This is a genomic window from Clostridium sp. CM039 (assembly GCF_055081075.1).
In genome coordinates this window covers 1,498,557-1,511,732 of the sequence record NZ_CM143649.1, presented here as the reverse complement: position 1 = coordinate 1,511,732, position 13,176 = coordinate 1,498,557, and the positions used below count along the sequence as shown (strand labels likewise).

The 13,176-nt window shown below is 33.3% G+C and carries 12 protein-coding genes and 1 tRNA gene; all 13 read left to right on the top strand.

Going from position 1 to position 13,176, the window contains the following annotated elements; translation table 11 throughout:
* Positions 1 to 118: 118 nt before the first annotated feature.
* The 13 genes from ACWJJ2_RS07115 to ACWJJ2_RS07055 all read left to right on the top strand — a co-directional run bounded on the left by ACWJJ2_RS07115 (position 119) and on the right by ACWJJ2_RS07055 (position 13,173).
* Complete coding sequence (locus tag ACWJJ2_RS07115; RefSeq protein ID WP_462954091.1) at positions 119 to 889, top strand: hypothetical protein; 771 nt, start codon at positions 119 to 121, stop codon at positions 887 to 889.
* Positions 890 to 1,022: 133 nt separating this feature from the next.
* Positions 1,023 to 1,868, top strand: coding sequence for a hypothetical protein (locus ACWJJ2_RS07110; protein WP_462954090.1), 846 nt, complete (start codon positions 1,023 to 1,025; stop codon positions 1,866 to 1,868).
* A 526-nt stretch (positions 1,869 to 2,394) separates the two neighbouring features.
* A complete protein-coding gene (locus ACWJJ2_RS07105) occupies positions 2,395 to 2,841 on the top strand; it encodes a LytTR family DNA-binding domain-containing protein (RefSeq protein ID WP_462954089.1) in 447 nt (148 codons plus the stop codon).
* Positions 2,842 to 2,843: 2 nt separating this feature from the next.
* Positions 2,844 to 3,248: a DUF3021 family protein gene (locus tag ACWJJ2_RS07100; protein WP_462954088.1), complete on the top strand. Its 405-nt coding sequence runs from the start codon at positions 2,844 to 2,846 to the stop codon at positions 3,246 to 3,248.
* 9 nt (positions 3,249 to 3,257) lie between these two features.
* The gene (locus tag ACWJJ2_RS07095) at positions 3,258 to 3,953 is read left to right on the top strand and encodes an ABC transporter ATP-binding protein (protein WP_462954087.1); all 696 of its coding nucleotides are present in this window, start codon (positions 3,258 to 3,260) and stop codon (positions 3,951 to 3,953) included.
* 3 nt (positions 3,954 to 3,956) lie between these two features.
* Positions 3,957 to 5,654, top strand: a complete 1,698-nt coding sequence (locus ACWJJ2_RS07090; RefSeq protein ID WP_462954086.1) for an FtsX-like permease family protein — start codon at positions 3,957 to 3,959, stop codon at positions 5,652 to 5,654.
* A gap of 735 nt (positions 5,655 to 6,389) precedes the next feature.
* Positions 6,390 to 7,091: an L-serine ammonia-lyase, iron-sulfur-dependent subunit beta gene (sdaAB, locus tag ACWJJ2_RS07085; RefSeq protein WP_216303798.1), complete on the top strand. Its 702-nt coding sequence runs from the start codon at positions 6,390 to 6,392 to the stop codon at positions 7,089 to 7,091.
* A complete protein-coding gene (gene sdaAA / locus ACWJJ2_RS07080) occupies positions 7,072 to 7,950 on the top strand; it encodes an L-serine ammonia-lyase, iron-sulfur-dependent, subunit alpha (protein ID WP_216303799.1) in 879 nt (292 codons plus the stop codon). The genes sdaAB and sdaAA overlap by 20 nt, the downstream gene beginning before the upstream one ends.
* Positions 7,951 to 7,977: 27 nt before the next feature.
* Positions 7,978 to 9,021, top strand: coding sequence for a PTS sugar transporter subunit IIC (locus ACWJJ2_RS07075; protein ID WP_216303800.1), 1,044 nt, complete (start codon positions 7,978 to 7,980; stop codon positions 9,019 to 9,021).
* A gap of 383 nt (positions 9,022 to 9,404) precedes the next feature.
* Positions 9,405 to 9,481: transfer RNA gene (locus ACWJJ2_RS07070), tRNA-OTHER, on the top strand.
* Between the two features lie 195 nt (positions 9,482 to 9,676).
* Entirely contained in the window at positions 9,677 to 9,967 is a 291-nt protein-coding gene (locus ACWJJ2_RS07065; protein ID WP_220286621.1) for a hypothetical protein, read from the top strand.
* Between the two features lie 666 nt (positions 9,968 to 10,633).
* Positions 10,634 to 12,706 carry a penicillin-binding transpeptidase domain-containing protein gene (locus ACWJJ2_RS07060; RefSeq protein WP_220286622.1) on the top strand — a complete coding sequence of 691 codons (2,073 nt, stop codon included), beginning with the start codon at positions 10,634 to 10,636 and terminating at the stop codon, positions 12,704 to 12,706.
* 89 nt (positions 12,707 to 12,795) lie between these two features.
* Positions 12,796 to 13,173 carry a BlaI/MecI/CopY family transcriptional regulator gene (locus tag ACWJJ2_RS07055; protein WP_216303803.1) on the top strand — a complete coding sequence of 126 codons (378 nt, stop codon included), beginning with the start codon at positions 12,796 to 12,798 and terminating at the stop codon, positions 13,171 to 13,173.
* Positions 13,174 to 13,176: the final 3 nt, after the last annotated feature.

Genomic DNA, 13,176 nt, shown 5'->3' with positions numbered 1-13,176 from the left:
AATTAGTCACAAAACTAAAAAATAGTTGTTCTTCCAATATAATGTATATTATATATTGTTTATAAAGTGTAAATACAGTAAAATATTATTATGTATTGTATTGTGGGGGATGATTAACTTGAAAATAAAAAAAATTGAATCTATAGTTACGGCAATTGTATTTGTAACTGTAATGGGCATAGTTGTAATTTATGCCGATAAAGATAGAAAATACGAAAAATACCAATGCAAAATTAATACTATTGAAAAAAATGTAAAAGATAAAAAATTTAGTGAAGCGGAAACTAATATTAAAAATTATGGATTAACAGAAAAAGATGCAAAAGAACTCAGCACCAAAGTTGAAAAAGAAAAGGAAATTGCAATAGTAAAAGAAGATATAGAAACTAAATTAAAATATTTAAATGGTTTACCAAACGAAGCAGACAAGATATCGTACGAAGCTTTATATCTTGCACATAATGGATATATAAATTCTCTAAGTAGTGAAAACGTTATTCGATGTAAAAAAATGGGTATCGAAAATTATCTTTTAGAAATGCAAAATTCATATTTGAAATATCTTTCTAATTTTGAAATAAGTAAAAATGAAGCGATTAGATTAAGTAAGTTGAATTATGATAAACGACGTGATGAATTACTTAATAACAAAATTTTATTACAAAAAGGGGAAGCTGAAAGACAAGCTGTTGTGGATGCAGATGCAAAATTAAGAAGTACTATTCCATACATAGGTATGACAGAAGCTGACTTAGGAGAAAGTGCATGGGGTTCACCTGAAGATGTTAATACAACTACTACAGCGTATGGTTCTCATAAACAGTATTGCTATTCGGGAAACAAATATGTATATGTGGAAGATGGAGTTGTAACAATGATACAAGATTAAAACATACAGGTTTTAATGAAGAAAATTTTAAAAAGTAGAAAAAATATAATACAATTTAGTATAAGGAATTTGGCTGATTTTGTAGAATGACATATTTATATTTTAAAACTATTTATTTTAGGAGTTGTTATGTATGGGTTTTCTTGTTGTAATTGTTGTAATTTTAGGAATTTATTGGGAAGCAGAGTCACCAATCACATTTTTTATTGGAATATTTATTTTAATTGGCTATATTATATATTTATGTATTACTGCTAATAAAAGAAAAGAAGAAGATACAGAAAGAAAAATTATTAAAGATGAAAAGAATAACAATATATTTGAAGAAAAAAAGAAGCAATACAATATTAAGGAGTATTGTTTTAATAAAAATGAGGATTATTCGACTGTAAATTATAAAAATGGATTTGCAATTATAGCAAAAACTAAATTATACATTTGGGAGGAAGAAGAAAAGCTGTGTTTTTTTCCAGCCATTGCACAAAGTGAGGCATATATTTATAAAGTATACAGTATTCAATTAAAAGATATAGAGTATTATGCTACCCGAGGGGAAATCTCTAAAGAAACAAAAATTTCAGGTGGAGGTGGCGGAGTAGGAGGTAGTTCTATAGGGGGAGCTATAGTTGGTGGAGTTATAGCAGGTGGTGCAGGTGCAATAATTGGTAGTAGGAAAAAAGGGAAAATAGAACCAATAAAATCTGAAATTGTAACACACGATAATAGAGAAACATTTTTAAATTATTTTATAGATGGTGTTAAGCATTCAATGTTTTTTAATTATGAGGATTATAGAACTTTTTTAAAAGTTATACCCGAAAAAGAATATAATTCTTTTGTTAATGTCCATGTAGCCAAGGGTTCAAAGCAATCATTTAAAGAACATTTTATAGATTTGGCGGACTTAAAAGAAAAAGGAATCCTTACAGAAGAAGAATTTAATGAAAAGAAGAAAATATTATTAGCTAAAATTAAATAATAATTTGCTAATGTGAATATATAAGGGCGTATTAGCCAAGGGGTACGGAGAAGGAGGATATATTTTATTGTGGTGACTTGGAATTACAGGCACGTAAGAGGTTCAATGAATTGCCTGAAAATGTACACAAAGAGATTGTCAAAGCCACAGTGAAAATGTGTAAACTGTTTGGATATGAGATGATAGAGAGCATCAACGTGGTAGAGAAAATATTATAGTGAATTCATATAATAATCATAGATAGATGATATAATAATGAAAAATAAGTTAAATTCAAAGGCAGGGGCATGAGTTATATGCTTCTGCTATTTTATTGCAGTTTTAGGGTACGAATATATTGTATACCCTATGGGGTCAGACCCTATTCCAGAGATTGGAAGTGAAACGGATAATCTCTGGTTGCTAAATTGATGACATTGACCGACAGGGTGTATGTTAGTAGCCATTTCGTGCATCCTGGTAACAGCAGCATTGTCATCAGAAATGGTTACAGTTATACTTAACGCATGTAGAAATTGGGGGTGATATGTTGATAATTAAACTGGAACAGGATTTAAAACAAGATGATGTTGAAATACTTGTTAAATATGCAATTATGGACCAAGATATAGAGCGTCTTATTTCACTAATACAATCGGTAGATATACGGATTAAGTGCGATTTGAATGGTAATGAAAAATTGGTGAATGCCTCCGACATCTATTATATTGAAAGTGTGGATAAAAAAACTTTTTTATATTGTGAAAAAGAAGTTTATCGTACTGGATTTCGTTTATATCAACTAATGGATATGCTGTCGGGGCTGGGATTTGTTCAAATCAGCAAGTCTTGTATTTTGAACATAAACACCTTGGATTCCATCAAACCCCTCTTGAACAGACGGATGGAAGCAACGCTAAAAAATGGTGAACATCTCCATGTAACTCGAAAATATCTGACCAATATCAAGCACGAATTGCAGGAAGGGGTGTAAGTATGAAAAAAATGATTCTAAATATCATGGCAACTACCGGGATCACTCTCGTTGTCCTTGCATTGATTGGCACTCTGTACGAAGCAAAATTTCTGTGTATCAGCGGTGTTTTCCAATCTCTTGGCGCAAATATCGTTATGCATTTAGGGTTTATTCTCACAAGCAAGTTTGAAAGTAAATACCCCCTATTGGAAGCTATATTGGACATCAGTTATACCATAGTTGTACTTATCATTTTCGGAGATGTGTTTAACTGGTACAGAAGCACACCTATATGGGTACTAATTATTATGGCTGTGATTATCTACTCGTTCGGTTGCCTTATCAGCATTTTCCGTATGAGGGAAGAGGTCAAAGCTATTAATGAACTATTGCAAAAACGTAAAAAAAGAAATAAAACTCAGTAGGAGGAAAACATGGAAGCTATTTTGAAAACGGAAAATATAACAAAAGACTTTGGGAAAGAGAAAATTGTTAAAGGAATTTCACTTACTATCTATGAAGATACATTTACGGCTATCCTTGGCCCCAGCGGTTCGGGTAAATCCACTCTGTTGAATATCCTTTCCGGACTGATACGGCCAACGGTGGGGACAGTATGCTATAGGGACGAAGTCATATCCGCTTATTCTGAGGGACAGCTTGCGGATTGGAAACGTGCCAAAATTGGAAATGTATTTCAAAACTACTTACTTTTAGACAATCTGACTGTAGAAGAAAATATTAAAATCGGTGTTAATCCTCATAAACCGTCGCTTGCTTTTGACAGATTGACCCGTATTCTTCAAATTGACGACATACTAAATAAGTTCCCCTCCCAGCTCTCCGGCGGTCAACAGCAACGTGTCGCTATTGCGCGAGCTGTTATCAAAAGCCCGCGTCTGTTATTCTGTGATGAAGCTACCGGCTCACTGGACGAAGCCAACAGTAAAAAGGTAGTGGAATTGCTGCATAGATTAAAATCCACTTTTGGAGTGACGATTCTATTCACCACGCATAATCAACAGATAGCAAAAACGGCTGATCGTATACTGACCATCAAAGACGGCATCATACAGGGCGATATTACCAATGAAAATCCAATATCAGCTGGCGATATGGTGTGGGGGTAAAACATGGGATTAGTACATAAGCAACTTACAAAACAGATGGGTCGTAACAAAGTATTTATAGCACTATTGCTTTTGCTCACAATCTTAACATCGCTCTCATTTTTCTTTGTGAAGTTTTCCATTGATGGGAATATGGTGGCGTTAAATTCACTACTTTCATTGAATGAGAACCAAGTGCAATATAAGAATGCTCTAAATTCCAACGTATCATTGGCGTACACCTTTTTCGTTGCACTGATTGGTCTGACCGCCTTTGTGTTCAGCATGTTCTTTTATCGGTTTTTCCGTTCTAACAAAAAACAAATCGGGTGTTTGAAGTCACTGGGCTTCAAAGATAAATTCTTGTGCGCCTACTTTGTGGTATTTGTGGCTGTCCTTTCTACAATCGGAGCCTTGTTTGGATTATTAGGTGGATATTTTCTCTCCAGCATCCTGATTGAAGCCAATACAAGGACGTATTCTGTAACAGGTCTTGTAAAAGGTATCAGCCCAATTAGCCTTGTGATTGGATTAGTAATTTCTACCCTTGTTTTCTGCTTTGTCACCTTTATAGGCTATTCATTCGTCAGGGGCAAAGAACCGGGTGCGTTGATTTTCGGAAAGATAGATCGACAAAACGATAGTGGTACTTTACGGGTAGCTAACGGTATTGTAAGTGTCATTCCCTGCAAAAATAAATTTCCACTTCGTATTGCTTTGCGAAAGCCTCTCGCTGTATTGCTTATCCTTGTAGCGGTAATGGCTTCTAGTGTTTGTGTTATCTTAGGGCAATCATTAAATAGCAGCAGCCAAAAGGTTTTCGATTCACAAACCATTGGACACAGCTATGAGGGAGATACCCATTACCTGCAATATAGCACAGCAACAGTGATGGATAGGGAGCTTAAATATCTTGATAGTTCAGTAGAACTTGCAGTTGGTGGCTGTGATATAGAGCAAACCATTGTTGGGCTGTATAGCCTGAATGAATTATACAAATTACAGGATGCTGGTGGCAATATACTACCTGCGCCGAGTGCTTATAATATCTATGTTAATCCCGGACTTGCAGACACATACGGTGTAAATGTGGGGGATATTCTTACTGTAAACATAGCTGGTAGGAGTTGCAATTTTGCCGTGGCTAAAATTGCTGTCAATGCGAAATCGGCAAGTATCTATGTAAACGCAGTTGAGTTGTCCAAAATCATGGGGATTCCTGCTGGAAGCTATAATGGCATATGGAGCATGGAAAAAGCACCGAGCGGTGGAAGCACGATTGAAAAAGCCCAACGTATTGATGATCTTCAACGGAATGCGGTATCAAATAATACCAGCGCAGTTATCAACCAGGTGATAGGCAGCGTTGTGGGGTGCATTTTGATATTCCTTGCACTTTATGTTAATTTTCAGGACAATACACGGGATATGCGGATATTACAATTGATGGGCTATAGACCAAAGGCAATACGCAAAATGTTAATAGACGTCTATAGACCGATTGTATGTATTTTTTTTCTAATCACCATTATACCAAGTATTTTTGTAGCAAGGTCAATTCAGAGGTCGTTGTCCATTACTACCAATGACTATATGCCGTTTGGAACAAGTATCGTTGTAATTCTTCTCGTATTTGCTCTCTTAAACATTATTTATTGGTTGGTGCAGACCGTCTTTTCAGTAGGCATCAAACGGACAATTAAGAAAGAAACTAATTTATAGAGGTAAACGGTTAATAAATTGTCACATTGACAGCTATTAACCGCTATTTTTAATCTTTTTTCTTTAAATAACATCCTTTGGGAAGATTTACCTATGAAAATAGGGATTGAAATAAATTTAGGTTCTTCTATGGGGTCAAACCCTATCCCAAAGATTGGAATGAACAAAAATTATATAATTAAAGTATAAAAGGATATTAAAGGAAGGATTGATACTATGAAAACTGTACTACGAACTTAATATAGAAAAAAGTGAGATAAATAGGTTAAAAAAATAGAATAGCAACGGAAAGAACATAGCAAAAGAGCATACAATTCGTATGCTCTTTTGCTATGTGTGTTTAAATAACATTTATATAATTGGTACAGAAAGTAAAATATGTTCTAAATTCCACAAAGGTATAAGTTATTTTAATGTTTTTTAATAAACAAATATAGACAAGTATAGACAGTTATATGCAAATAATTTTTATAAGGGAGCTTCAAAAAAAATAACAAGTCATATTCCGCCATATTTTGCACTACGCTCATCACCACAACATTTACATAGCCTAGCTATGTAAATATGAATGTTCTTTGCCTGGCACAAAACATTCACATAATCTTTGACTTGTTATTTTCTTTCAGCTCCCTTATTAATTAATAATCAAGTTTTCTTGACTTTTAAATTGAAATCGTTTAACATTAAAAATGTAAAAAAAATTGTATTATATTGACGAAAGGAGGAACACCTAACATGAAAAATTTTGGTGTTTTTGATATTATAGGTCCTATAATGGTCGGTCCATCATCTTCTCATACAGCGGGTGCTGCTAGACTTGGTAAAATAGCAAAAACTATTGTTGGAGCTGATATAAAAGAGGTTACATTCTTACTTCATGGGTCCTTTGGTAAAACTTACAAAGGTCATGGAACTGATAGAGCGCTAGTCGCTGGCATACTTGGAATGGAACCAAGTGATGATGATCTTAGAAATTCTATTTCAATTGCTGAAAGTAAAGGCTTAAAAATAAAATTTATTGAGTATGATCTTGGACAAGTACATCCAAATACAGTTAAATTGTTAATAACAGATGTTAATAATGATTATTTTGAAATAATGGGTTCGTCTATTGGTGGCGGTAATGTAGAAATAAATGAAATAAACGGAAATAGTGTTCTTATAACCGGTTTATATCCTACTATTATCACTTGTCATGATGATATCCCAGGAACAGTAGCAAAAGTGTCAGACCTTATTTATGAGGATAAAATTAATATTGCTTTTTTAAAACTTGTTAGAGGCGAAAAAGGAAAATCTGCAACTATGACTTTTGAAGTAGATAGTACTATTAGCGATTCTTTAGTAAAAAATATAAAAAAAATTACTGGAATAAACAAAGTAATAGTTATTAATCCAGAAACAAGGAGGAAGCATAATGATAGCGAAGTCAGCTAGTGAACTTATCGAAATATGTAAAACAGAAAATATAAAATTAAGTGAATATGCAATAAATCTTGAAAGTGAACAAAAGGATACTTCACGAGAAGAATTATTTCTGCATATGAAAGAAATCCTTGATGTAATGAGACAAGGTGCTACTTCTGGAAGAGAAAAAGAAGTTTATTCATTAAGTGGTCTTATAGGTGGAGATGCTTATAAACTGCAAAAATATTTAGAATCTGGTAAATCACTTTTAGGAGACACTGCTGTAAAAGCTATGGCTATGGCGTTATCTTCTTCAGAAGTTAATGGTTCTATGGGTAAAATAGTAGCGTGTCCAACAGCTGGATCCTGTGGGATACTTCCAGCCGTAATATTAACTGCTGGTGAAAAGCTTGGAAAAAGTACTGATGAAATGATTGAAGGATTATTTGCAGCTTCTGCAGTTGGTATGATTATTGGAATGAATGCAACCTTTGCAGGTGCAGAAGGTGGTTGTCAGTCAGAGTGTGGTTCTGCAGCTGCCATGGCCTCAGCTGCAGTTGTGGAAATGATGGGAGGAACACCAGAGATGAGCTTAAATGCTGGTGCCATCGTATTTAAAAATGTATTAGGACTTGTTTGTGATCCAGTTGCAGGGCTAGTTGAAATTCCTTGTGCAAAAAGGAATGTAGCTGGTGCAATTAGTGCACTTTCTACCGCTGATTTAGTTATGGCTGGTGTTTCTTCAAAAATACCATTTGATGATACATTATCTGCAATGTATAAAATCGGCATAGAATTACCAGCTTCCTTAAGAGAAACAGCTCTTGGTGGCCTTGCTGTTACTAAAACTGGTCTAGCACTTAAAGATAAGGTGTTTTCAAAAAAATAAATTTGGAATTATAAGGAGAAAAAAACAATGAACATTTTAATAGGAACTGGTCTTTTATTATTAGTATTAGCTTTATTTACACTTTTTAGTTGCAAAGCACCTGAAGGAATGAAAGCGATGGGTGCACTAGCAAGTGCTGCCTGTGCAAGCTTTCTAGTTGAAGCTTTTCAGTCTGCATTTTTTGGTGATGTATTAAAATTAAATTTTTTGAAAGAAGTTGGTTTATCTAATGGTAGTTTAGGAGGAGTAGCCGCTGCAATACTTGTACCTCTAGCTCTTGGAGTTTCACCAATATATGCAGTATTGATTGGGCTATCTTGTTCTGGTATTGGTATCTTACCCGGATTTATAGCTGGATACCTTATGTCATTTGTAGTTAAATATCTAGAAAAGAAATTACCAGGAGGTTTAGACTTAATAGTTATAATTGTTTTTGCAGCTCCATTAACTAGATTTATAGGAAACTGTATGACTCCTGTAGTAGATGGCACACTATTAAATATTGGTAGAATTTTAACTTCTGCGTCAAGTTCTAGTCCAATAATAATGGGTATAGTACTTGGAGGAACAATAACCGTTGTTGCCACTGCACCTCTTAGTTCAATGGCTTTAACCGCAATGCTTGGGCTTACCGGTGCACCTATGGCTATAGGCGCATTAGCAGTATTTGGTTCATCATTTATGAATTTCGTATTATTTACAAGAATGAAATTTGGAAGTAAAAAAGATACAATTGCAGTAGCTATAGAACCTCTAACACAAGCTGATATAACCACAGCAAATCCCATACCAATTTATGTAACTAATTTTATAGGTGGTTCTTTATGTGGAGTAATAATTGCATTAATGGGACTTGTAAATAATTCTCCAGGAACAGCAACCCCTATAGCAGGGTTCGCAGTAATGTTTGCATATAATCCAGCTTCTAAAGTGCTAATAGCAGCCTTAGGTTGTATTATAGTTAGTATTTTCAGTGGTTACGTAGGGTCTATTATGTTTAAAAATTATAAAATACATACTGCTGCAGAAATCCGTGGAGAGATTATCCCCGATTTAAAAGAAGTATCATAAATATATGTTTTTTTAAAACAATATAAGAAAAGGCTGAGTTTACTTTTATGTAAAACTCAGCCTTTTTTTAGGTATTGTAAAATTATCAAGGCGGTAACTTTCAGTTACCGCCTAAGGGGTCTGGACAGCAAACTAAAAAAAGGGAGCAAAGCGACAGTTTGGCGAAAGCCAGTGAGGATAACTATTTATATATATTTTGGCAGTTTTTCTTCGTAAAATATAATTTGATTGCATTGCTAAGGTATCTCTCTTGACTGCATTTTGACAACGCTGCATATATTTCCATACTATTTCATACTGGTATCAAAACAATGTAAAAAGACGTTAAAGCACTCAAAACACTAACTTTTGAGTGCTTTATATTATAATAAAATTTGTTATAGATAAGCATTTAAACAGTCTTCAAAACTGTGTTGACCTGCTAAGACCAGGTTGGGTGTGTTCGATTCACACATATTTAGAGATATGTTCGCATTTTATTGAAGAGTGGAGGCAACAGAATAATCCGTCATCAAGCTGGTACAATTATGTAAAGACAATCATTAATCGTTTAAATGATATCTTAGATGAAAAACCCTATGTTCGTATGCATTCTTCGAAAGGGTTGATATATCCTGCTGTTTTACGTTCTTATCTGAATGATTATCTGTCCTTTATGCGAAAGCATGGAAACAAAGAATCAACTATAAATGTACGACGAGTATACTGTACGCAGTTCCTTTGTTCTCTTGAATCACAAGGGCTTAGATCTATAGGGGAATTGCAGCCCATTCATATTTATGATGCATTCATTTCGACTTTATCCAAAGAAGGCTTAGCTGCTATATTTAACTTTAAAAAGAAATTAGGCATACATAAAGAAGATAAATTACATGTAAGGCTAAATCTCAAGTATGCTACTCAAAAAGTAACTAGATTAGCAAAATATGGAAAATCTCTTCCGTAAATTTCAAAACATTAGGCATAACTGTTTCTACTATCAGTAAATATAGAAAAAAGCAGTGAGAGAAGGATTGTTAGAAAAAGCAGAAAAACGGAATAAAGAACAAATGTTTATTTGAAATGTACTTATATTATTTTTTTGCTCAAAACAAGTTAGTTAAAGTAGAAGTATAGTATTGATAATGTTAACTAAAAAGGTAATAAAAAATATATATTAGCTAATTTAAGATCTTTGAGAAAAATATTAAAATAACACGAGTATATTTAATATTCCCCCTGAAGTTATCGTTATTTTAGTAATATATGTCTTAACTTATAAAATCCGCGTTTCGCGGTTACTATCCCTAAGGTAAATAATTCAAAGTAAATGTTTTGAGTCTGTATAACGTTTTATTTGCTGCCACTACCCCAATATGGGGAGCGGAGTTTCGCCACCGCCAATGAAACCCACGAATACATATTAACGTATTGGAGAGATCTAGTGCGGTTTTTGTTGTAATTGAAAGAGGATGTCGGAAGTATGTTGTGTCTCTATGTCCAGGTATAAAAAAACAGTTGACATTTATGGATTACAGTAGTAATCTTTCTATAGATTACTACTGTAATCTATAGAAAGAAAGTAAAAGTTATATTGAATTAAGTACAATATTAAAGGAGAGGTATTTATTAAATGAAAAACAAATTTTTGAATGGTAGGTTTTATAGATGTAAAAAATTAGTCTTAGTTATTTTAGTGATAGTTACGCTAGTATCAGGTATATATTTCCTATGGTGGAATAAAACTAAAACCATTTCAGCGAATAAATATTTTGATAGTTATGTGAATTCATGGAAGAAAAAAGATTTTGCATTAATGTACAATATGATTGATGCGGAAAGTAGAAAAAAGATTAGTGAAGCAGATTTTGTTCAGCGTTATAAAAATATTTATAGTGGAATCGAATTAAAAGAAATTGATGTTAAAATTAAGGATTCAGAAAAAAAGAAATATGATTCAAGCATAGAGAGTGTTAAGTTTGAGGTTATAATGGATACGATAGCAGGTAAATTAACTTTTGATAATACTGGTGAATTAATTAAAGATAGCAAGAATAAAACATGGAAAATTCTATGGAGCAGCAAGATGATTTTCCCTGAACTTGAGAATGAAGATAAGATACGTGTAGCTACCTTGTATGCTAAAAGAGGTGAAATAAAGGATAAAAATGATAAATCCTTGGCACTGGATGGTACAGTAGCTGAAATAGATATTATACCAGAAAAGCTTGGTAATGATGCAGCTAAATCAAAGGGAAATGTTTCAAAAATACTACAAGTCTCCCTAGAAGATATTAATAAAAAGCTGTCAGCTACATATGTAAAACCAGACATGCTTATTCCTATAAAAACAATATCTGAGGATGAAACAGAAAAAATAAGTGTGCTATTAGAAATACCAGGAGTAATGGTAAATGAGAAGAAAGCAAGAGTATATCCGTTAAAGGAAAAAGCTGCACATCTAATAGGATATATTCAAGCAATAAGTGCGGAGGAAATTGAAAAAAATAAGGGGGAAGGCTATAGAAAGGATGATATAATTGGGAAAACTGGTTTGGAGAAAATATATGAAAAAACACTTAGAGGAAAAAATGGATATGAAATATATGTAGTAGATAAAAATAATAAAAAGAAAAAGTCTTTAATTAGTAAAGCAGTACAAAATGGTGAAGATTTAAAGTTAACCATAGATGCTGATATGCAGAGTCTTCTTTATGATGAATTAAGTAAAGATGCAGGAACTTCAGTAGCAATGAATCCTAAAACTGGTGAAGTACTCGCTCTTGTTAGTACCCCTTCATATGATCCTAATAATTTTGTCATGGGAATGTCGCAAGATTTATGGAAAAGTTTAAATGAAGATGAGAAAAAGCCTTTGTATAACAGATTTCAAAGCAATTTATGTCCTGGATCAGTTTTTAAGCCAGTAATTGCTGCCATAGGGGTTAAAACAAAGAAGATTGATGCAGAAATTTCTAAGAATATTTCAGGACTTAGATGGCAGAAGGATAAAAGCTTTGGGAATTATTTTGTTACAAGAGTTGTAGATTATGGACAACCATCAGATCTAAGAAATGCTTTTATTCATTCGGACAACATATATTTTGCACAGGCAGCATTAGATATCGGCAAGGATACGCTTCAAGCAGAGTTAAAGGAATTTGGCTTAGGTGAAAAAATTCCTTTTGAATATGGATTGTCTAAATCTCAATTTGATGCAGATGGAGATATAAAAGGTGAAGTTCAGCTAGCAGATAGTGGATATGGACAAGGTGAAGTATTGATAAATCCTCTTCATTTAGCAGCTATTTATAGTTCCTTTGTTAATAAGGGCAGTATGATAAAACCATATATTAAATATAATGGAACTGCAAAGTCAGAAATGTGGAAGTCTAATGTTTTTTCAGAAGAGGTGGCAAGCACAATTTTAAAGGATTTAACTCAGGTTGTTGAAAATCCTAGAGGTACTGGACATCAAGCATATATTAAAGGACTAAGCTTAGCAGGAAAGACTGGAACTGCAGAAATAAAGCTTTCTCAAGATGATGTTAATGGTACAGAATTAGGCTGGTTTGCGGCAGTTAATACGGATAGTCCTGATCTTCTTGTAATAGCTATGGCTGAGGATGTAAAAGAAAGAGGTGGAAGCCATTATGTAGTGCCAATGGTAAGAAAAGTATTTGAAAAATTTCATCCTGTTAAATAATAGAGGATGTATTTTAGAAGGAACTCTAATAAGTTTCTAATAAATATATATAGTTGTATTAATATAAATTATGAGGGGAGTTAAGAAGAGTGAAAGAAATACCAAGAATTGCTGAAACTGAGTGGAAGGTTATGAAGATTATATGGTCTGATGCTCCAGTGACAGCAAATAATGTAATAGAAAAATTAAGTGGTGATGTTAGTTGGAAACCTAAGACTGTAAAAACGTTGATTAACAGGTTACTAAATAAAAATATTATTTCCTATGAAAAGGAAGGACGAATATACAAATATTACCCTATTTTTACTGAAGAACAATGTGTAAAAATTGAACGTAACTCCTTTCTTGATAGGATATATAATGGGGGCTTTAAAGAAATGCTTTTAAATTTTATAGAGGATGAAAATTTATCAACAGAAGATATAGAAGACCTTAAACAAATTCTTGATTGCAAGAAAGATAGGTAAATT